Here is a 20,412-nt window from a genome sequence, read left to right as displayed (position 1 = left end):
AAGTTTATGAAAAAGATTATTATAACTTTCATACTATTTACAGGATTATTTACGATGAATGCTTTTGCTCAAAACACAAGAATAAAATTGACTTTTTGCAGCAATGAAATCTATGCCGTAATAACAGATTCAAAAGCAGGAAATGATTTTTTATCATTACTTCCTTTAAGTGTTAAAGCAGAAGATTTCAATAACACAGAAAAAATATTTTATTTAGACAAAAAACTAAATATATAAAATGAACCAGATGGAATAAATCCTAAAGCAGGAGATATAACTTATTATGCTCCTTGGGGAAACATTGCTATATTTTATAAAAATTTCAGATATTCAAATAATTTAATTTATTTAGGAAAATTTGAAAATGCATCAGATATATCAAAACTTTCAAATATGAAAGGAGATTTTGATATACATATTGAAAAAGTCAATTGATATTTTATTTAATGATTCGGAGAGATTATGAATACTATAAAATTAAATAATAATGTTGAAATGCCTATTCTAGGATTTGGAGTATACAGAGTAGAAGATTATGAGGAATGCAAAAAAGCATGTCTTTATGCCATTGAAGCAGGATACAGACATATAGACACAGCATCAATATATATAAATGAAAAAGCTGTCGGAGATGCCATAAAAGAAAGCGGAATAAATAGAAAAGAAATGTTTATTACCACTAAATTATGGATACAGGATGCTGACTATGATAAGGCAAAGAAAGCATTTCAAATATCTATGGAAAAATTAGGATTAGATTATTTAGATTTATACTTGATTCATATGCCTTTTGGTAATTATTATGCTGCTTGGAAGGCAATGGAAGAATTATATGAAGCTGGATATATAAGAGCCATAGGCTGCTGCAACTTCTATAAAGATAGATTAATAGATTTTGCAGAACATAGTAAAATAACACCTGCAATTAATCAAATAGAAACTCATCCATTTTTTCAAAGATGGGAAGAGCAAGATTTAATGAAAGAATATAATATAACATTAGAATCTTGGGGACCTTTAGCAGAAGGTACTAATAATATTTTTAATAATGAAATATTAAAAAGTATAGGCAAAAAATATAATAAAACTGTAGCTCAAGTTATTTTAAGGTGGCTTACTCAAAGAAATATACCTATTATTCCAAAGAGTGTAAACAAAGAAAGAATAATAGAAAACTCTAAAATATTCGATTTCACATTAGATGATAATGACATGAATATCATAAAAACTTTGGATAATAATAAAAACATAATATTTCTTAATGATGACGCTGACTTTATAAAGCAATTATTAAAATTGAAATATTAAAAATTAAGGAGATTATTAAATGAAAAAATATATAAAAAATTTTATTTTAATCATTTCTTTTGTATTAATATTGTCTTGCAATAATCAAAGTAATAATACACAAGAAAGTAATACTTCAAACACAAACATTCAAAATAATAAAGTATATGTTACAAATAATTATGAAGGCAGAATACCATCAAAAGGTTTTGCTGCATTTTCAGCAAATGGAGTGTTTGAACCTTATGAGTTTACAAGGCATGCAGTAGGAAGCAACGATATATTAATAGATATATTATACTCTGGAATATGCCATAGCGATATACATTCAGCAAAAAGTGATTGGGGAACTCCAAATTATCCTATAGTACCAGGACATGAAATAGTAGGCATTGTAACTCAAGTAGGAGAAAATGTTACTAAATTCAAAGTAGGAGATTATGCAGGCGTTGGCTGTATGGTTAATTCCTGCGGAGAATGTGAAAATTGTCTGAACAATCAGGAGCAATATTGTTTAACCTCTTTTGTAGGAACTTATGATAACCCAGATAGATTCCATGATAATGAAATAACAAGAGGAGGATATTCTGATAATATAGTAGTATATGATAAATTTGCTGTAAAAATACCAGATAATGCAGATATTAAAAAAGTTGCTCCATTATTATGTGCCGGAGTAACAACATATTCTCCTATAAAAGTTATGAATGTATCTAAAGGCGATAAAATTGGAATAGCAGGTTTCGGAGGATTAGGACATTTAGCTGTAAAATATGCTGTTAATTTAGGAGCAGAAGTTACTGTATTTGATATCACAGAAGAAAAAAGAGAAGACGCTTTGAAAATGGGAGCTGTTAAATATGTAAATGTTAATAATGCTAATGAACTTACAAATTTAAATAATACATTAGATTATATAATAAGTACAATACCGGCAAACTATGATATTTCAATGTATATGAATATGCTAAAAAGAGGCGGAGAAATGGCTATTTTAGGAATACCTGCAATAGAAAATATGCCTAGTGTAAATGTAGGGACTTTAGTACTAGGAAATGGAAGCAGAAAATTATTTGGTTCTTTAATAGGAGGAATGAAGGAAACTCAAGAAGCTTTAGATTATTCTATAGCCAATAACATATATCCAGATGTTGAAATAATCAATGCTGATGCTCAGGCTATTACAGAAGCATACAATAAAGTAATTAACGGTGAAGTAAAATTCAGATATGTAATAGATATGAAAACTATAGATAATCAATAAAAAACTAAAAAAGCGAGGTTATTAAGAAATGAAAAAAACTTTAAAAACTATTTTATCTTTATCTATCTTAGTTATAGTATTTTCATGCATAGCAAATTCACAAAGTAAAGGAGGAAATTTAACTATGACAGAAAAAGCAAAAAACAAATATAACGAATTACTCAAAAGAGATGCAAGCCTAACTAAACCTAATGATCCAGATTTAGAAAGCATATTTAATAATTTCTTATATGGAGAAGTTTATAATCATGGAACATTGGAACCTAAATTAAGAGAACTTGTAGTATTAGTTTCTTTAACTGCATCACAAGGTACTGACATGATAAAACCTCATGTAGAAACAGCTTTAAATATTGGAGTTAGTCCTATAGAGATAAAAGAAGCATTATATCAATGTTCACCTTATGTAGGATTTCCTAGAGTATTTGCTGCATTAGAAAAAGCAAATGAAGTGTTTAAAGAAAAAAATATTTCACTTCCTATAGAATCTCAATCAACAGTTACAGAAGAAACTAGATTCGATAAAGGACTTGAAATACAAACTAATACATTTGGTACAAGAATATTAGATGCTCATAATAATGCTCCAGCAAATCAAAAACATATTCAAAATTTCTTATCAGCTAATTGTTTTGGAGATTTTTATACAAGAAAGGGACTTAATATGAAAGAGAGAGAGTTATTAACTTTCATAATGATAGTATCTTTAGGAGGAGCTGAGCCTCAGGCAACTTCTCATGCAAGTGCTAATATATCTATAGGAAACAGTAAAGATATGTTAATAGAAGCTGTAACTCAATGCATACCTTACATAGGTTATCCAAGAACATTGAATGCTATAGCTATAATTAACAATCTAAAATAATTAAGATTAAAAATTTACATTAATTATACTCTATCATAATAAAAATATAATGAAAATTAAAAATGCAAGATTTTTCAAAATAAAACTTTAAGAATAATAAAATAGGAGGATCAAAAATGAAAAAAATCATAAAAACAATATTAATGTCATTACTTATTTCAAGCACATTATTAATCGGAGGTTTAAATGCTCAAACTTCTAAAACATTAATAGTATATTTCTCTTGGGGAGGAAATACTAGAACAGCTGCAAATATGATAAAAAATCTTACTAAAGCAGATATATTTGAAGTAAAAACTGTTGAAGCATATCCAAGTTCTTATAATGACACTGTAAATCAGGCAAGAAAAGAACAAAATGATAATTTTTTACCAAAATTGAGTGCTAATATAAATAATTTAGCTAACTATGACACTATAATATTATGTTACCCTAATTGGTGGGGTACTATTCCACAAGCAGTAAAACAATTATTATTAACTCATGATTTCAGCGGTAAAAAAATAGCTCCTTTATGTACTCATGGCGGAAGCAGAATGGGAAGAAGCGTTACTGATATAACTTCATTATGTCCTAATTCAACTATACTAGAAGGTTTGAGTATATCTGGAGGAAGCGTTAATAGTTCAGAAAATAGTATAAAAAACTGGCTTCAAAATATAAACATATTATAAAATTTTATTATTATCTGCCATTAATTATTTTAATTAATGGCAGATAAATAAAAAGGAGAAGTGTATATGAATAAAATTAAACTATTATGTATATTAGCTATTATTGGCCTATTAAATTCATGCAATGTAAATCAAACAGAAAAGGAGAATAAAATGAATGCAGAAGAAAAATATATAGTAAATCCAAGTGAAGAAGCAAAAAGAAATGCAGAAAAAAATCCGTTTGGTCTAGTTTATGATGGAGCTATAGAAAAAAATGAACAAGGTAAAGTAAATATACAAACCGTTTCATATAATATAGGAGGAAATAAAGCTGTTGCCAATGTATATACACCTGCAAATTTTGATTCTAATAAAAAATATCCTACTATAGTAGTAGCTCACCCTAACGGAGGAGTTAAAGAACAAGTATCTGGTCTTTATGCTCAAAGACTAGCAGAACTTGGATATATTACAATAGCTTTTGATGCTTTATATCAAGGAGGAAGCGAAGGTTTTCCAAGAAATATTGATACTCCAAATAACCGTGTAAATGATATAAGAGCTGCAGTTGATTTTATATCAACTTTTAAAGGTGCTGATATAAATCGCTTAGGAGTATTAGGAATATGCGGAGGCGGCGGATATACTATAAAAGCTGTACAAACAGATAAAAGATTTAAAGCTGTGGCAACTCTAAGTATGTTTGACAGCGGACTTGTAAGAAGGAATGGATTTTTAGATTCTCAAATTGATTCTATAGAAGAACGTTTAGAAGAAGCCAGTCTAGCTAGACAAAAAGAAGCATTAACTGGAGAAGTAACATATACAAGTTCAGCACCTGTAAAATTGAGTGATGAAGAATTGGCAAAAATACCTACAGATTTATACAGAGAAGGTGCAATATATTATGGTGATACTCACGCCCATCCTCATTCAAGCTTTGCCTATACAACAAGTTCATTATTAGATCTTATGAGTTTTGATGTAATAAATAATATAGAACTTCTAAATCAGCCGCTTTTAATGTTAGTCGGAGATAAGGCAGATACAGCATATATGAGCAGAAGAATTTTTGAGAATGCTTCTGGAACAAAAAATAAAGAACTTTATGAACTTAAAGATGCCACACATATACAAACATATTTTAAACAGGATACTGTAAATGAAGCTGTTAGTAAATTAGATGAATTTTACAAGAATAATTTACAATAATATGGTTTATAAAATATAAAACTTTTATTCTCCTATTTTCCTGATGCTTATTATAATTAATAGGCAACAGGAAATAAAAAATATTTTAAGGATTGTATAATGAAAAAATTATTATTAGTGTTTATAACAATATTATTAAGCATATCATGCAATAACAATACATCTAATAATACACAAAACAAAATTATTATAGATAAACAAGGAAGTTTCACATTTGGCGGTAAAGTATCATCTGCAAATGGGAAATTTGAAAAAGATACTTTATTTCCAAGTTCAAACGGACAAACATATCATAGCGACCATGGATATACATTTTATCAAATACCTGTTAATGCTAAAAAATACCCTATAGTATTTTTGCATGGCGGCGGACAATCTGCTAAAAGCTTTGAAACTACTCCAGATGGAAGAGAAGGTTTTCAAAATATTTTCTTAAAAAAAGGATATAGTGTATATTTGGTAGATCAGCCAAGGAGAGGAAGAGCTGGAAGAAGTTCTGTACCTATAACTATTAACCCTACTCCTGACGAGCAGTCTTTATTTAATTGGTTTAGAATAGGTTCTTGGCCTGATTTTTTTGAAAATGTACAATTCAAAAATGATGAAGAAACTTTAACTCAATACTTTCAGCAAGTTACTCCTAATACTGGCAGTTTTGACGAGGAAGTAGTATCTGATAGTTTATCTGCATTATTTGATAGAATAGGAGAAGGAATTTTACTAGCACATTCACAAGGAGCTGGTCCTGCATTTTTTACAGCAATAAAAAATCAAAATGTTAAGGCATTAGTTTTATATGAGCCTGGAGGATGCAGTTTGCCTTTTCCTGAAAATAGTTCACCTACTAATATTACTATGCCTGCATATTTTCCTATAAAAGAAATTCCTGAAAATGATTTCAAAAAATTAGCAAGCATACCCATAGTAATTTATTATGGAGATAATATACCAAAAGAAAAATCTGATAATCCTTATTTGGAAGAGTGGAGATTAAGAGTAGAATTAATAAAAAAATGGGAAGAAACTTTAAAATCTTATAATGCCGATGTAAATGTTGTAATTCTTCCAGAAATTGGAATATATGGAAATACTCATTTTCCTTTTTCAGATTTAAACAACTTAGAAATAGCAGACTTGCTTGAAAAATATTTAAAAGAAAAAAATTTAGAGTAAAAGGAGCTATAAATGAAATACGTAAAATTAAACAATGGTTTGGAAATGCCTATTTTAGGTTTTGGAGTTTATCAAATTCAGGATTATAATGAATGTAAAAAAGCAGTGCTAAATGCTATTGAAACAGGATACAGACTAATAGACACAGCAGCTTCATATAAAAATGAAAAAGCTGTTGGGGATGCCATAAAAGAAAGCGGTATAAATAGAAAAGAATTATTTATAACAACAAAATTATGGATACAAAAAAACGGTTATGAAGATACTAAAAAAGCATTTAATAATTCTCTTGAAAAACTTCAATTAGATTATTTGGATTTGTATTTAATACATCAGCCTTTCGGTGATTATTACGGAGAATGGCGTTGTATGGAAGAATTATGCAAGAATGGAAAAATTAAAGCTATTGGGGTATGCAATTTCTTCGCTGACAGATTAGTTGATTTAATAATGCATAATAAAATAGTACCTGCTGTAAATCAAGTAGAAGTAAATCCATTTTATCAAAAAAATGATTATCAAACTATTATGCAGGAATATAATGTACAAATGCAGTCTTGGGCTCCTTTTGCTGAAGGAAGAAACAATATGTTTAATAATGAAATATTATTAAGTATAGCTAAAAAATATAATAAATCAGCGGCTCAAATAATTTTAAATTGGCTTGTAAAAAGAAACATAGTAGTAATACCTAAAACTGTTAGAAAAGAAAGAATGGAAGAAAATTTCAATATTTTTGATTTTGAATTAGATGACAGCGACATAAAATTAATTTCATCTCTTGACAAGAATGAAAGCTCTTTCTTCTCTCATCAGGATCATAAAATGGTAAAACTCTTATCAGAAAGGGTTCTTGAATAAACTAAGTAAAATAATGATTGGAGTTATAAGTTTATGAGAAATAAAATTAAATTAACATTAATAAGTTTTTTTATTAGTATACTGTTTTTCTGCAATTTAAATGCCAATACATTAATAGTATATTTCTCTTGGGGAGGAAATACAAAAACAGCTGCTAATATTATAAAGAACATAACAGATGCTGATATATTTGAAATAAAAACAAAAATACCATACCCAAAAAATTATAATGAATTGCTTAACTATGCCCAAAAAGAAATAATTGATAATAGGCTTCCTCAATTAGAAAGAAATATTAATAATATTTCAAATTATGATACTGTAATATTATGTTATCCTAACTGGGGAGGAACTATACCTCAGGCCGTAAAGCAATTATTATTAACTCATGATTTCAGCGGTAAAAAAATAGCTCCTTTATGCACTCATGGAGGCGGCGGTATGGGAAGAAGTTTAAATGATATAAAAAATTTATGCCCTAATTCCACCATACTAAAGCATTTAGATATATATGGAAGTAGTGTCAAAAGCTCAGAAAATAATATAAAAAGTTGGATTCAAGATATAGTATAAAATTTTTTATTACACTATAAATTTATAAGGAGTTTATTCATATGTATAAAATAAAATTTATAATAATTACATTCTTATTTATATTTAGTTTATGTAATGCTCAAAACAATAATAATACAAAAATAAAAATTACTATAAATAATCAAGTATTGGAAGGCGTTATATACGGCACAGAATTATCAAAAGAGATAATGAATATATTTCCGCTTACAGTTTCTATGATAGGTTATGCAAACAGAGAATATTATGGTTCAATAGACTATAGACCAAAAAACATAACAAAAGGACAATTCAATTTTCAAAATGGAGATATAACATACTGTGCTAGAAATAATTCATTAGCAATATTTTATTCTCAGTCAGATAATCCTAATCTTACTATGGAAGTTATACCTATTGGTAAGATTACATCAGATTTAAAAGTTTTTCATGATTTATATAACAATGGACAGAGAAGAGTTAATATAACTTTCAGTTTAGAAAATTAATTTAATAAAGGAGTATATATGAAAAAATATATAATTATAATTCTTTGTTTAGCTTTTTCTTATATTTTAAATGCTCAAAACTCTAAAATATTGGTTGTTTATTTTTCAAGAGTAGGAAATACACAATTTGATAATAATGTAGACGCTTCAACAGCAGCAAGTATTGTGGCAAATAATAACAAAATGGGAACTACAGAATATGTTGCCAATGTAATAAAAAATCAATTAAATGCTGATATAAGATTAATAGAAACAGTTAATCAATACTCTAAGGATTTTGATGATTTGGTTGATAAAAATCATGATGAAATGCGTAAAAATGATTTTCCAAAAATAAAGCCGTTAAATATTGATATAAGTAAATATAACACCATTTTTATAGGCTATCCTGTATGGGCTAATGATGTACCAATGGCAGTGCGTACTTTTATTAGAGATTATAATCTATCATCAAAAACTATAATTCCATTTTGTACTCATGACGGATACGGAGCTGGAAGATCATATTCCACTATTAGAAATATGGCAAAAAATGCTAATGTATTAGATGGGCTCGCATTAGATTCATCAAATATAGAGTCTAAAAATAATCAAATAATAAATTGGATTTCAAAATTAAATTTAAAAAAATAATCTAATAAGGAGATTTTATGAAAAATTTAATCTTTATACTTTTATCAATAATTATATTATCATCATGCAGTAATAAAAATAATTCTGATAAAACAAGAAAAACAGATTACATAGTTTCTAATATTGAAAATTCAGAAATTAAAAAAAATGATGAAAAACAGACAGTAAATATAAATTATACTCAAAGCGGTTCAAAAATATTAATAGCATATTTTACTTGGTCAGATAACACAGTAGTATCAAATCCTTCATCAATTAATCCAGATGCTGAAACTTCTGCAAGCGTACTTTCTCCGGGAAATGCTGAATTAATAGCTACTTGGATACAGGAAGAAATAGGAGGAGATTTATTCAGTATAAAAACACAAAATAAATATTCAAGCGATTATGATGAATGTTTAAATCAAGCTAGAAAAGAAAGGGATAATAATGAAAGACCAGCACTAACTGACAAAATTAATAATATAAATGATTATGATGTCATATTTTTAGGCTTTCCAAATTGGTGGTATACATGTCCTATGGCAGTATTTACATTCGTTGAAAGCTATGATTTATCAGGAAAAACTATAATACCATTTTGTACACATGGAACAGGAGGACTTTCAAGAACGATAAGAGATTTAAAAAAATTACTGCCGGCTAACTGCAAAGTATTAGATCCTATTGGAGTATACAGACCAGAAGTAAAAAATTCAAAAAGTAAAGTTGTAGATTGGGTAAGAAAATTAGATTATTAAAAAATAAAAATGATGAGTATAAAATTATAAAAGGAGAAACTTATTTATGAAGAAAATAATTAAAATAATAGTAGATATAATAATGACTTTGCTTTTTTTCATTTTAATGGCATATCATTTTACAGGCGATGCTGTACATGAATATTTAGGCTTCCTACTTTTTATATTTTTTATACTTCATCATATACTAAATTTTAATTGGTATAAAAACTTGCCAAAAGGAAAATACAATTTTAACAGAGCATTAAATACATTTATTAATACTATGCTTTTTATATGTATGGCTGGATTAATGATAAGCGGTATACTATTTTCTCAGAGAGTATTAGGTTTTCTTAATATTCATAATAGCGGAATGTTTACAAGACGCTTACATATGATCTCAAACTCTTGGGGATTTATATTTATGTCTGCACATCTAGGAATGCATTGGGGTATGTTTATAAATATGAGTAAAAAATTCATAAATATAAAAAAGCATATATCTATAGTAATATCTTCATTAATAGCCTTATACGGAGTTATTTCATTTATTAAAAGAGGTTTATATAATAAAATGTTTCTTCTTGTAGAGTTCGCTTTTTTTAATTATGAAGAACCTGTAATATTTTTCTTTATGGATTATGTATCTATAATGGGATTATTTATATTTATAAGTTATTACTTACAGACATTAAGCAATAAAAAAAATAAAAAATTAAATAAAATATAAACAATATATAAAAAATAAAAAAAGCTGCTGAATTTATATAATTAAGCAGCTTTTTTGTATTTAAATTTTATTTAAAATATTATATTATTTTATTAAATAGAAATTAACATAATATTATCAATTAGTTAATAATATAGGAAAAAATACCGTTATTTATATTATTGATAAAAATTTTTTATTAGTATAATATTATTATATTAATAATAATTCTTAAAAGGTAAAAGGTTTATATATGAATTTTTTGGAAATAGAATTAAACAAAGACAAAAAAATTGTAAGTGAAGACTTTAAATATAGAAAAAGATTAATAATAGTTTTTATAATTTCTGTATTAGTATCTGTACTTTTATTGATAAGATTATTCTATTTGCAAATAATACAAAATGAACATTATGACAGTTTAGCAAGAAATAACAAGGAACAAATAATACCTATAGATGCATACAGAGGTGAAATTTACGATAGAAATGGTATTATAGTTGCCGAAAACATAAAAACTTACACAATGTATATGATCCCTGTTTATCTTCCTAAGAACTATTTTGAAAGAGAGGAATTATTATACAGAGTATCAAAAGTATTTAACATAGATTTAGGACATATAAAATCAAGTTTAGAAAAAGTATCTAAAAACAGTTATGAATCCGTTGAAATATCAGAAAGTATTACAATGTCTCAAATGAGTTATTTGGCAGAGAGATCAGAAGAATATCCTGGCGTATATTATGGAAGTAAATCTATAAGACATTACCCGCTTGGCGAAACAATGACACATATATTAGGATATATAGGTAATATTTCACAGGAAGAATTTGAAAGAAAGCAGGCCGAAGGTTATAGAAGAAACAGTATGATAGGTAAAGAAGGCGTTGAACAGTTCTATGATAAGGAGTTAAGAGGTATAGACGGATATGTACAATGGATTGTAGATTCAAGAAACAGAGTAAAAGAAACTATAAGTCCTGCAATAGGAAAGCCAATACCCGGAAAAAAACTTATATTAAGTATAGATTCAAAAATACAAAAGGACGCTGAAGATTTAATACAAGGTCATGTAGGAACTGTAATTATATCAAAACCTACAACAGGTGAGATATTAGCTATGGTTAGTTCGCCTTGGTATGATCCTAATATATTTATAGGAAAAATAGATAGAACTAAATATGCCGAACTAATAAATAACCCTGCTAACCCATTCTGGAATAAAGCTATTAGAGGAAGATACCCTCCTGGATCTACATTTAAATTGGTAACTGCTGTAGGAGCATTAGCTGAAAAAAGAATAGGTGTTAATACAACAAGATACTGCGGGGGCGGTATGTTGCTTGAAAATAGATTCTACAGATGTACTGGACAGCATGGATATGTAAATATGTACAGAGCAATTCAATTCTCATGCAACACATATTTCTATAACTTAGCTTATGAATTAGGTCCTAATTTCATAAAAAGATATGCTGAAATGTTAGGTTTTGGAGACATTACTGGAATAGATTTACCTGGAGAAAAAGTAGGAGTTGTTCCTAGTGCTGATTGGAAAAGGAGAAAAATCGGAGAATATTGGTGGGATGGCGATACTATTCAATACGTTATGGGTCAAGGATATATGTCTGCTACTCCTCTAGCTGTACATATGGCTACTTCAGCTATAATAAATGACGGAGTAATGTACAGACCTCATGTTGTAAAAGAAATAAGAAGTTCTCAGACTGATGAAGTTATATATAATAATGATAGGGTAATAATTAAAAAGTTAGATATAGATAAGAATATATTTACAGTAGTAAAAGAAGGTATGAGAATGACTGTAACAGGCGGTACAGCTAGAAATGGTGCTTGGTCTCCTAACATAAAATTAGCTGCCAAAACAGGTACAGCTCAAAACGCTCAAGGTAAAGACCATACTTGGGTTACAATATTTGGACCTTATGATCCTAGACCGAATGAAGATATGATTGCTGTTACAGTTATGTTAGAACATAGTGGTGGCGGTGGCGGTACTACTGCAGGGCCCATTGCTACAGCAATGCTGCGTTCTATACTTGGCGGTGAAAATGCTATGGATGCTAGAAATTCTATATACAATAGAATGCAGTATATTTATCAGCAAATAAGGTTGGCAAGAGAACAGGCCGCTTTAGAAAATGGCGAAGCAAATATTGATGCTAATGAAGCACAAAAAGAAGAGAAAAAATCAGGTGAAGATGAAAGGATAAAATATGAATGAAAAAAAAGAATTAAAAAAATTGTTTGTATTTGATTGGAAAATATTGGCTGCAATAATCTTTTTAATGATCGCAGGTGCTATAGCCGTTTATTCATCCACATATTCTCCTGAATCTGGAAAAACAAGCTGGATGTTTCTAAAATTTTTATTCTTCTGTACAACAGGTTTGATATTAGTATTTATAAGTATGTTTATAAACTATACAAAATTGGCAGAACATAGAATGGCTCTTTATATACCAATGCTTGCTGTTCTTGTATTAGTTTTAATACCAGGTGTTGGTACAACTGTTAACGGAAGCAGCAGCTGGTTATTTGGTATGCAGCCTTCTGAATTTGGAAAAATAGTAGTTATAATATTCCTTGCTGGTTATTTGGATCAAATAGGAGATAAAATAAAAGAAATAAAATATTTTGCTTTAGCTGGTTTTTTTATTTCTATACCTATAGGTTTAGTACTATTACAGCCTGATTTAGGTACTGTATTAGTGTATTGTTTTATAGTATTTATAATGCTTTTCGTAGGAGGAGTACCTACTAGATACATAATAGCTTTAGTTAGTATTGGTATTGTAGGCTTATCTATACCAATGTTTTTGGAATACAAAAGAATGTCAGATGATATAGATAATATTCTTTTTAACTTTTTATCTCAAAGGATATATATAGGCTATTTGGCTGGAATATTTTTATTTATATCAGCACTTCTTCTTACATTAAATTTCTATATGAATAGTAAATATGTAAGTTTATTATCATTTTCATTTTTTGTATTATTCTTATGTATGGGGGCTGCATTAATATTTGATATAGGATTAAAGGAATATCAAAAACAGAGATTGCTTGTATTTATGAACCCGCAATTAACTAGATTGAGTTCTGGATATAACATTATACAATCACTTATAGCTGTGGGAAGCGGAGGATTATTAGGTGAAGGATTCTTAAATGGAAGCCAATCACAGTTAAACTTTATCCCCCAGCAGGTTAATGACTTTATTTTCTCTAATATATGCGAAGAATGGGGATTTATAGGCAGTGCTTTAGTTGTTTTGGCCTATACAACTATATTTATTAGAGGAACAATGGTAGCTTATTTTGCCAAAGACAGACTTGGGGCTTTAATAGTATCAGGTGTTATTGCAATGTTTTTATGTCACGTTATAATTAATATTGGTATGGTTATTGGAATGATGCCTATTACAGGTTTAACATTGCCTTTTATAAGCAGCGGAGGATCATCTATATGGACTTTTGCTATATCAATAGGTCTTATATTCAATGTTGAGGCTAGAAGGTATGTTCATTAAATATAGAAGTTGTTGATATGAAAAATAATATTTTAACAGAAAAAGTCTTAATAGTAGATTCTAATATAGATTATGCAAAATTTATACAAAATAATTTAAAAGGCTCAGGATATTTATCATATATAGCCACTTCATATGATGAAGCTGTAAATATGTCTTATGATAAAATACCAGACTGCATACTTGTAGATTATATGCTTCCTAATTCAGGAGCTTGCAGGCTTTCTCAGCATATAAAAAATGATAATATGCTTAAAAATATAGCTATATTATTTTTAACTGCTACTGAAAATAAAACTGAATGTTTAAAAGCATATGAATGCGGAGCGGATGGTTTCTTTTTAAAATCTATGGATACTGATATATTAATATCAAAAATGAAATCATATATAAGATTAAAGAAAGCTATAGAATCTAATATAATGTATATGAATATATTAAAACAAGATATTGAATATGCTTCAAGGCTTCAAAAAACTATACTTTCTTTTGGAAATACTTCTATACCTAAAAATGATATATCCATTTTCCATTATGCCCCAAATGATGTTTCTGGAGATTATAGCGGTATAAAATCGATTGCTGACGGATGGTATGCAATACTTTTAGCTGATGTTTCAGGACATGGAGTTGCTGCAAGTATGCTTACTATACTTATAAAATCTTTTTTTGATACTCATGTTCTGATTAATAATAAAAATACATCGCCTGCAAAATTTATAAAAGAATTAAATACTTTCTTTATAGAAGAAAATTTTGATAAAAACTTGTTTGCTTCTATATTCTTTGCTATTTATAATAATGAAACAGGAGAATTTATATGTTCTTCAGCTGGTTCTCCAAAACCTATATATAAATCAAAAGATGAAGTAAAAGAAATAGATATTGACGGACCTTTAGTAGGAATGATGGAAGAAAGTGAATATTTAGAAACAAAAATCACATTAAATCATAATGATTTATTATTTATATTTACAGATGGTGCTTATGAAATTTTTAATAAAGAAGGCAAAATGTTCGGAGATGAACTGCTTAAAAATACATTCATAAAACATTCTCATAAAGACGTTAATGTTATAAAAGACAATATTATAAAAGAATTAAAATCATTTTCTGATAATGTATTGTCCGATGATATAAGTATGATATTATTAAGAAGAACAGAATAATAAACTAGAAAAATCCTATTAATAGTAATATTACTTATAATTAATAAAATCATAATTATATATTCTATATAAATACTGTTTTTTATACAAAATAAATAAAAAAATATGATAACTAAATATTTGATTATTACGATAATAATTATGATAACAAAATTTAGTTGACATATTACAGTTTTTTCTATATTATGTTATAATAATATTATAAGGTGATAAAAAGTTATGAGATTAAAAATAGCAATTTTAACTATAGTAAATTTAATAGCATTTATAGCATTGCTCTATATGTTTGATATATTTGGAGTTGTCAATTATTATACATTAATGCGTACTAAAATAGCTCCGAATGTTCCTGGATTTCTTAATAGATTTACCCAAAAGCCTAGAGTTGAAGATATGTCTCTTTTAGCTAGAGATGATTTAAATAAAATGAGAGAATCTTTTAATTTAAGAGAAAAAGATATACAGGCTCAGGAATCATTAATAGCAAGCAAAGCTATAGAATTAAATACTCAATCTGAATTAATAGAACAAGACAGACAAAACCTATTAAATGCATGGTCTAATTATCAGGCAACTATGGATGAGTCATCACAGTATCAATTAGTACTTGCAGATTTGGCTAATAAAGTTAATAGTATGCCTCCTCAAAATTCTGTTGCATTGCTTAATCAATTAGCCGCTAATGGTTCCGATGATTTAGTTATAGATGTATTATTAGAAATGGATTCTATAGCTGCTGCTGAAGGAAGAAACAGTACAACTTCATATCTTTTGAGCTTAATGGATCCTACTGTAGCTGCTAGAATATTAGAAAAATATGAAGCTAGATCAAATCCTGGTAATAATACAGTACCTTCTTCTCCTAATGACTTCCCTGATTATTTACCTGATAATAACAATGATGCTATGTTAAATGATGCTATAATGGATATGGGAGCATAAATATATTTTATAAATACAATGGCCTTTCTTAAATATTTAAGAGAGGCTTTTTTATTTTAACTAAAATATCAATATTGACAAATAAAGGCTTATAGGGTATAACTTCATTATTCAATAGGAGGTTTTTTATTTATGCTGAGAATAGCAGTAATATTTATAATTTTATTTTCTTTTAATCTTTACTCACAAAATGTTAATGATAAACCTATGAAAATAAATAAAAATTACTTCACTGATGACGGTAATTTGAAAAATAAAAAAGACTTATCCGTTTATGCTATTAGAAAAATTAGATTCACAGATAAATCATCTTATGAAATGATAATATTAAAAAATAATTATTGGTATTATTATAGTCTGTTTCAAATAGAACAAAATAGTAAATACAATTATATTGGAACCATAGCTTTAAAAAGTTTTGAGAAAAATACTGAAGGGCTTATACATAATATAGTTTATAAAGATAATTATTTTACTATAGAACATAGCCTTTTATTATCTATAAAAACATATATAACATTTAAATATAATGATAATAAAAAAATATATTTGGATAAAGTTAGTATGATATCAGAATTTATTGATAATGATGAAAATTCTGGAGAAGAAAAAACAACTACTAAACAGATTGACGGAAATGTAGAAGCTAATAAAACTTTATATAAAGATGTTACAATGGATAAAATATCAAAATTATTAAATCTTGATAAAAAAATAAAAATTATGACAGAAGTAGAATTAATGAACCAAAATATATAATTTATGGAGATTATAACTTATGAAAAAAATTGTATTGATACTTTTAGCTTTATTTTCTTTTAATCTTTACCCACAAAATATTAATGATAAGCCTATGAAAATAAATAAAAATTACTTCACTGATGATGGTAATTTAAAAAATAAAAAAGACTTATCCGTTTATGCCATTAGAAAAATTAGATTTACAGATAAATCATCTTATGAGATGATAATACTAAAAAATAATAATTGGTATTATTATACTTTATTTCAAATAGAACAAAACAATAAATACAATTATATGGGAACTATAGCTTTAAAAAGTTTTAATGATAATATAGAAGGGCTTATTGGAAATATAGTTTATAAAGATAATTATTTCACTATAGAACATAGTGTTATGTCAACTTTAAAAATGTACATAACATTTAAATATAATGATGATAAGAAAATATATTTAGATAAAGCAAATATGATTATAGAAATTATTGACGGTAGTTCTGCAGTAAATATTAATGAGGCAAAAACAACTTCTAAACAAGTTAATGGTAATGTTGTTCCAAACAAAATCTTATACAAAGATGTTACAATGGATATGATATCAAAATTATTGAGCCTTGATATATAATTATATTTTGTAAATAATTAATTATGAAAAAAATTATATTAATATTTATTATATTGTTTTCTTTTAATCTTTATTCTCAAGATATTGATGATAAGCCTATAAAAATAAATGAAAGTTATTTCACTGATGACGGCAATTTAAAAGAAAATTGAGATTTAAAAATTAATGCCATAAGAAAAATGAGATTCAAAGATAATAGTGCCTATGAAATGATAATATTAAAAAATAAATATTGGTATTATTATACTCTATTTCAAATAGAAAAAAATAATCAATATAAATATATCGGCAGCATCCCATTAAATACTGCAATATTTAATATAAACGGACTTACAGCAAATGTCGTTTATAAAAATAATTATTTTACTCTTGAACATCATATAATGAATAACCGCAAACTATATATAACATTTAAATACAATGATGATAAAAAATATATTTAGATAAAGTCAGCATGCTAGAAGTAAACGATACAAGTACAAATCAATATAATGGCAATATAACACCAAATAAAATTTTATACAAAGATGTTAATAAAGATATAATATCAAAATCATTAAACATAGAGCTGTAATAATATGAGAGCATTTTTAGCATTAAACTTAAACGAAGAAATTAAAAACAAGTATTCTAACATGCTTAGAGTAAATGAAAAAATAGCAGAATTAAAAAAAGTATCAAAAGATAAAATGCATATAACATTAGTATTTTTTGATAATATAAAAGAAGAACAAATAGAGCTTATAAAAAGAGAAGTGATAAACTCCTCCCCTACACCATTTAATATAAACTTTGAAAATATTTCCTACTTCACAAATAAATTCAAAGATATAAATGTTATATTCGTAAAAGCCGTAAGTGAAGAATTAGAAAAATATGTTAAAACTTTAAGAAGCAATTTAGATAATATAGAAAATCTTAAATACGACAAAAAAGATTTTAAATCGCATCTAACATTAGCAAGGGTAAAAAAAGTTTATGATAATAACAAATTAAAAGAAAATATCGAAAAAATAGATTTTACTCCATTATCTTTTACAGCTGGTTCTATTACTTTATATTCAAGCGATTTTTATAATTATACAGAAATTTTCACTATTAAATTAACATAATATTTGTTAATAAACAGCAATACCTGAATCAGTTCTTCCATCACAGCCTGCAAAGTAAACATTATTATCATTCTTTAGTATAACTTGTCCGCGTCCGAAATATCCGAAATTAGTTATATGATTTTTCTTGGTTATATTATGACCTAAAGATGAAAGCTCTGAAAATAATGCATCATCAAAATTGTATTCCAATTCTATGTTCTTCTCCCCTATCCATTGCCATCTAGGTTTATCCAATGCGGCCTGCGGATTTAAATTATGATCTATTAAATTACTCATAACCTGTAAATGTCCCTGAGGCTGCATAAAAGCCCCCATAACACCTAAAGCTGCATAAGGTTTTGAGTCTTTACATATAAATGCTGGTATTATTGTATGATAAGGCTTTTTATGTGGGGCTATAAAATTATCTGAATTAGGATCCAATGAAAAATTAGCTCCTCTATTTTGCAATGCTATACCTGTTTCTGGAATTACTATACCAGAACCGAATGCACAGTAATTACTTTGTATATAAGAAACCATATTTCCATAACTATCTGCTGTTGCTAAATATACAGTGTCTCCTGATGAAAATATATGATTTATAGGTTCTAATGCTTTATTTTTGTTTATAAGAGAAGCTCTTTCTCTAGCATATTCTTTTGAAAGCATTTCTTCAATGGAAGTTTTCATGTGATAAATATCAGCAACATATTTTTTTGTATCTATGAATGCCAATTTTAATGCTTCTATTTTATAATGAGTACTTTCTAATGGAGTTAAACTTTTCAAATCAAAATTAGATAAAATATTTAAAGCCATTAACACTGTAATGCCATGTCCGTTAGGCGGAATTTCATAAATATCATAACCTCTGTAATTAGTTGTTATAGGCGTAACAAATTCAGGACAATATTCATTTAAATCTTCTTTAGATAAATATCCTCCATATTTTTTCATAAATGCATCTATCTTTTCAGCATACTCTCCCCTATAAATACATTCTGAATTTGTGTTTCCTATATCCTCCAAAGTTTTAGCATGATATGGAAGTGTAACTATTTCACCAAGTTCCGGAGTTCTGCCGTTAAAAGTAAAAGTATTAAACCAATATTTAAACTCTTCTCTTTTTAAATTATCAGATTCATTCAAATAAACATTATAAGATTCTTTCCAATCGAGTGCTACTTGAGGCTGAACGGCATAACCTTCTTTGGCATATCTAATAGCAGGTTCAAGCACATCTATAAGTTTTAATTTTCCGAACTTTTTTACAAGTGCTGCCCAAGCAGCTGGTATTCCTCCAACTGTTACAGGCAAAAGTCCGTAAGTAGGTATTTTATCAAGATTAAGCGATAATATTTTATCAACATACAAATTCTTTGGAGAAAATCCGCTTCCATTGATAGCGTATAAATTATTTTCAAAATTTATTATAGCAAAAGCATCGCCTCCCAAACCGTTTGAAGTAGGCTCAACAACAGTAAGTGCAGCTGCAGTTGCAATTGCCGCATCAATAGCATTTCCGCCTTTCTTTAATATTTCAAGTCCAGCCTGAGAGGCTAGTATATTACTTGTAGAAACTATATTTTTTCCAAAAACTACATTTCTTTTAGAGAGATAACTATTATCATAAAAATCCATAATAAAATCCAATACTTTATTTTATTTACTTAGTTAAGTATAATTAAAGGATTAGATTTTGTCAAAATATTTTTTAATAATGTTTGATTAAAACTTAAAAAATTATTTTAGTATGAACTATCTTATAAATATTAATAAGAATTTAATTATTAACTTTTTGTATATACTAAAAATTCTTAAGTTTGTCGTTTTTTATT

General features: G+C 27.2%; 22 protein-coding genes and 1 pseudogene. 22 read left to right on the top strand and 1 reads right to left on the bottom strand.

Features of this window, described 5'->3' with window-relative positions:
• Window positions 1-6: 6 nt before the first annotated feature.
• From T324_RS16845 to thpR, 22 genes and pseudogenes are all read left to right on the top strand, one after another.
• A pseudogene (locus tag T324_RS16845) lies at window positions 7-435 on the top strand (cyclophilin-like fold protein).
• 27 nt (window positions 436-462) lie between these two features.
• Window positions 463-1,308 (top strand): aldo/keto reductase, encoded by an 846-nt coding sequence (locus T324_RS0105470; RefSeq protein WP_028329309.1) that lies wholly within the window; start codon window positions 463-465, stop codon window positions 1,306-1,308.
• Between the two features lie 19 nt (window positions 1,309-1,327).
• Window positions 1,328-2,551, top strand: a complete 1,224-nt coding sequence (locus T324_RS0105465; protein WP_028329308.1) for an NAD(P)-dependent alcohol dehydrogenase — start codon at window positions 1,328-1,330, stop codon at window positions 2,549-2,551.
• Window positions 2,552-2,579: 28 nt separating this feature from the next.
• Window positions 2,580-3,416 (top strand): carboxymuconolactone decarboxylase family protein, encoded by an 837-nt coding sequence (locus T324_RS0105460; protein ID WP_028329307.1) that lies wholly within the window; start codon window positions 2,580-2,582, stop codon window positions 3,414-3,416.
• A 116-nt stretch (window positions 3,417-3,532) separates the two neighbouring features.
• Window positions 3,533-4,090, top strand: a complete 558-nt coding sequence (locus T324_RS0105455; RefSeq protein ID WP_028329306.1) for a flavodoxin — start codon at window positions 3,533-3,535, stop codon at window positions 4,088-4,090.
• 66 nt (window positions 4,091-4,156) lie between these two features.
• Entirely contained in the window at window positions 4,157-5,284 is a 1,128-nt protein-coding gene (locus tag T324_RS0105450) for an alpha/beta hydrolase (protein WP_169730104.1), read from the top strand.
• Between the two features lie 99 nt (window positions 5,285-5,383).
• The gene (locus T324_RS0105445; protein ID WP_028329304.1) at window positions 5,384-6,457 is read left to right on the top strand and encodes an alpha/beta hydrolase; all 1,074 of its coding nucleotides are present in this window, start codon (window positions 5,384-5,386) and stop codon (window positions 6,455-6,457) included.
• Window positions 6,458-6,469: 12 nt separating this feature from the next.
• Window positions 6,470-7,318, top strand: coding sequence for an aldo/keto reductase (locus T324_RS0105440; RefSeq protein ID WP_028329303.1), 849 nt, complete (start codon window positions 6,470-6,472; stop codon window positions 7,316-7,318).
• Between the two features lie 33 nt (window positions 7,319-7,351).
• On the top strand, window positions 7,352-7,891 hold the full coding sequence (locus tag T324_RS0105435; protein WP_028329302.1) for a flavodoxin: 540 nt from the start codon (window positions 7,352-7,354) through the stop codon (window positions 7,889-7,891).
• 41 nt (window positions 7,892-7,932) lie between these two features.
• Window positions 7,933-8,379 carry a cyclophilin-like fold protein gene (locus tag T324_RS0105430; protein WP_028329301.1) on the top strand — a complete coding sequence of 149 codons (447 nt, stop codon included), beginning with the start codon at window positions 7,933-7,935 and terminating at the stop codon, window positions 8,377-8,379.
• A gap of 18 nt (window positions 8,380-8,397) precedes the next feature.
• Complete coding sequence (locus tag T324_RS0105425; RefSeq protein WP_028329300.1) at window positions 8,398-9,012, top strand: flavodoxin; 615 nt, start codon at window positions 8,398-8,400, stop codon at window positions 9,010-9,012.
• A gap of 17 nt (window positions 9,013-9,029) precedes the next feature.
• Window positions 9,030-9,752 (top strand): flavodoxin, encoded by a 723-nt coding sequence (locus tag T324_RS0105420; protein WP_028329299.1) that lies wholly within the window; start codon window positions 9,030-9,032, stop codon window positions 9,750-9,752.
• 46 nt (window positions 9,753-9,798) lie between these two features.
• Window positions 9,799-10,464 (top strand): DUF4405 domain-containing protein, encoded by a 666-nt coding sequence (locus tag T324_RS0105415; RefSeq protein ID WP_028329298.1) that lies wholly within the window; start codon window positions 9,799-9,801, stop codon window positions 10,462-10,464.
• A 232-nt stretch (window positions 10,465-10,696) separates the two neighbouring features.
• A complete protein-coding gene (mrdA, locus tag T324_RS0105410) occupies window positions 10,697-12,691 on the top strand; it encodes a penicillin-binding protein 2 (protein WP_028329297.1) in 1,995 nt (664 codons plus the stop codon).
• Window positions 12,684-14,000, top strand: coding sequence for an FtsW/RodA/SpoVE family cell cycle protein (locus T324_RS0105405; protein ID WP_028329296.1), 1,317 nt, complete (start codon window positions 12,684-12,686; stop codon window positions 13,998-14,000). Before mrdA ends, T324_RS0105405 begins: the two co-directional genes overlap by 8 nt.
• A gap of 17 nt (window positions 14,001-14,017) precedes the next feature.
• Window positions 14,018-15,169, top strand: a complete 1,152-nt coding sequence (locus tag T324_RS0105400; RefSeq protein ID WP_028329295.1) for a fused response regulator/phosphatase — start codon at window positions 14,018-14,020, stop codon at window positions 15,167-15,169.
• A 219-nt stretch (window positions 15,170-15,388) separates the two neighbouring features.
• Window positions 15,389-16,111, top strand: coding sequence for a periplasmic-type flagellar collar protein FlbB (locus tag T324_RS0105395; protein WP_028329294.1), 723 nt, complete (start codon window positions 15,389-15,391; stop codon window positions 16,109-16,111).
• 132 nt (window positions 16,112-16,243) lie between these two features.
• A complete protein-coding gene (locus T324_RS16840; protein WP_051436799.1) occupies window positions 16,244-16,870 on the top strand; it encodes a hypothetical protein in 627 nt (208 codons plus the stop codon).
• Window positions 16,871-16,889: 19 nt separating this feature from the next.
• Window positions 16,890-17,477 carry a hypothetical protein gene (locus T324_RS0105385; protein WP_028329293.1) on the top strand — a complete coding sequence of 196 codons (588 nt, stop codon included), beginning with the start codon at window positions 16,890-16,892 and terminating at the stop codon, window positions 17,475-17,477.
• A gap of 23 nt (window positions 17,478-17,500) precedes the next feature.
• Complete coding sequence (locus T324_RS18750; protein WP_281171798.1) at window positions 17,501-17,629, top strand: hypothetical protein; 129 nt, start codon at window positions 17,501-17,503, stop codon at window positions 17,627-17,629.
• Between the two features lie 27 nt (window positions 17,630-17,656).
• Window positions 17,657-17,920 carry a hypothetical protein gene (locus T324_RS18440; protein WP_245580643.1) on the top strand — a complete coding sequence of 88 codons (264 nt, stop codon included), beginning with the start codon at window positions 17,657-17,659 and terminating at the stop codon, window positions 17,918-17,920.
• Window positions 17,921-18,055: 135 nt separating this feature from the next.
• Window positions 18,056-18,589 carry an RNA 2',3'-cyclic phosphodiesterase gene (gene thpR, locus T324_RS0105375; RefSeq protein ID WP_028329292.1) on the top strand — a complete coding sequence of 178 codons (534 nt, stop codon included), beginning with the start codon at window positions 18,056-18,058 and terminating at the stop codon, window positions 18,587-18,589.
• A 6-nt stretch (window positions 18,590-18,595) separates the two neighbouring features.
• Here thpR and T324_RS0105370 read toward each other — a convergent pair whose 3' ends face one another.
• Window positions 18,596-20,215 (bottom strand): gamma-glutamyltransferase family protein, encoded by a 1,620-nt coding sequence (locus T324_RS0105370; protein ID WP_028329291.1) that lies wholly within the window; start codon window positions 20,213-20,215, stop codon window positions 18,596-18,598.
• Window positions 20,216-20,412 lie beyond the last annotated feature (197 nt).

The organism is Brachyspira alvinipulli ATCC 51933, assembly GCF_000518245.1.
Classification (GTDB): domain Bacteria; phylum Spirochaetota; class Brachyspiria; order Brachyspirales; family Brachyspiraceae; genus Brachyspira; species Brachyspira alvinipulli.
The sequence above is the reverse complement of the archived record's forward strand: the minus strand, read 5'-3'. Positions and strand labels throughout refer to the sequence as shown.

What these genes read in the sequence shown, in the direction of transcription:
- T324_RS0105440 (WP_028329303.1), top strand. Translation starts at nt 6,470, where the DNA reads ATGAAATACGTAAAATTAAACAATGGTTTGGAAATGCCTATTTTAGGT.
- mrdA (WP_028329297.1), top strand. Translation starts at nt 10,697, where the DNA reads ATGAATTTTTTGGAAATAGAATTAAACAAAGACAAAAAAATTGTAAGT.
- T324_RS0105385 (WP_028329293.1), top strand. Translation starts at nt 16,890, where the DNA reads ATGAAAAAAATTGTATTGATACTTTTAGCTTTATTTTCTTTTAATCTT.
- T324_RS0105405 (WP_028329296.1), top strand. Translation starts at nt 12,684, where the DNA reads ATGAATGAAAAAAAAGAATTAAAAAAATTGTTTGTATTTGATTGGAAA.
- T324_RS0105460 (WP_028329307.1), top strand. Translation starts at nt 2,580, where the DNA reads ATGAAAAAAACTTTAAAAACTATTTTATCTTTATCTATCTTAGTTATA.
- thpR (WP_028329292.1), top strand. Translation starts at nt 18,056, where the DNA reads ATGAGAGCATTTTTAGCATTAAACTTAAACGAAGAAATTAAAAACAAG.
- T324_RS0105465 (WP_028329308.1), top strand. Translation starts at nt 1,328, where the DNA reads ATGAAAAAATATATAAAAAATTTTATTTTAATCATTTCTTTTGTATTA.
- T324_RS18440 (WP_245580643.1), top strand. Translation starts at nt 17,657, where the DNA reads ATGAGATTCAAAGATAATAGTGCCTATGAAATGATAATATTAAAAAAT.
- T324_RS16840 (WP_051436799.1), top strand. Translation starts at nt 16,244, where the DNA reads ATGCTGAGAATAGCAGTAATATTTATAATTTTATTTTCTTTTAATCTT.
- T324_RS0105455 (WP_028329306.1), top strand. Translation starts at nt 3,533, where the DNA reads ATGAAAAAAATCATAAAAACAATATTAATGTCATTACTTATTTCAAGC.
- T324_RS0105430 (WP_028329301.1), top strand. Translation starts at nt 7,933, where the DNA reads ATGTATAAAATAAAATTTATAATAATTACATTCTTATTTATATTTAGT.
- T324_RS18750 (WP_281171798.1), top strand. Translation starts at nt 17,501, where the DNA reads ATGAAAAAAATTATATTAATATTTATTATATTGTTTTCTTTTAATCTT.
- T324_RS0105370 (WP_028329291.1), bottom strand. Translation starts at nt 20,215, where the DNA reads ATGGATTTTTATGATAATAGTTATCTCTCTAAAAGAAATGTAGTTTTT.
- T324_RS0105425 (WP_028329300.1), top strand. Translation starts at nt 8,398, where the DNA reads ATGAAAAAATATATAATTATAATTCTTTGTTTAGCTTTTTCTTATATT.
- T324_RS0105395 (WP_028329294.1), top strand. Translation starts at nt 15,389, where the DNA reads ATGAGATTAAAAATAGCAATTTTAACTATAGTAAATTTAATAGCATTT.
- T324_RS0105435 (WP_028329302.1), top strand. Translation starts at nt 7,352, where the DNA reads ATGAGAAATAAAATTAAATTAACATTAATAAGTTTTTTTATTAGTATA.
- T324_RS0105445 (WP_028329304.1), top strand. Translation starts at nt 5,384, where the DNA reads ATGAAAAAATTATTATTAGTGTTTATAACAATATTATTAAGCATATCA.
- T324_RS0105415 (WP_028329298.1), top strand. Translation starts at nt 9,799, where the DNA reads ATGAAGAAAATAATTAAAATAATAGTAGATATAATAATGACTTTGCTT.
- T324_RS0105470 (WP_028329309.1), top strand. Translation starts at nt 463, where the DNA reads ATGAATACTATAAAATTAAATAATAATGTTGAAATGCCTATTCTAGGA.
- T324_RS0105420 (WP_028329299.1), top strand. Translation starts at nt 9,030, where the DNA reads ATGAAAAATTTAATCTTTATACTTTTATCAATAATTATATTATCATCA.
- T324_RS0105400 (WP_028329295.1), top strand. Translation starts at nt 14,018, where the DNA reads ATGAAAAATAATATTTTAACAGAAAAAGTCTTAATAGTAGATTCTAAT.
- T324_RS0105450 (WP_169730104.1), top strand. Translation starts at nt 4,157, where the DNA reads ATGAATAAAATTAAACTATTATGTATATTAGCTATTATTGGCCTATTA.